The 285-nt window shown below is 38.6% G+C and carries 1 protein-coding gene; it reads right to left on the reverse strand.

Translation table 11 applies throughout. The features are described from left to right. Positions 1 to 285, reverse strand: a 285-nt coding sequence (locus QP324_RS12020; RefSeq protein ID WP_284816212.1) for a hypothetical protein, incomplete at both ends; no start/stop codon positions are given.

Here is a 285-nt window from a genome sequence, read left to right on the forward strand (position 1 = left end):
GCTCATGTGCTAGGCGCAAGCTCTCTAATCGCCACTGCTCATCCATTGAATAAATTCCAGCAAATTCTGGATAACGTAACAATTCCTTGGTGGTATCTTCAAAAATAACTGGATCTAAGTATGTTTTTTCTAATGCCGTTAATAAGTTGGGACTAGCGGCTAAATAGATCGGTTCTTTCGTTGGTTCCTCTGCTTGCAATATTAGGTGATAAACAAAAAAATCACCTTGCGTTTTTTGTAAAAGCTGCTGCTGTAAGTAGCTTAATAGTTCACCATTGACAATGG

This window comes from Corynebacterium sp. UMB0012 (assembly GCF_030216265.1).
In the GTDB taxonomy this organism is placed as follows: domain Bacteria; phylum Actinomycetota; class Actinomycetes; order Mycobacteriales; family Mycobacteriaceae; genus Corynebacterium.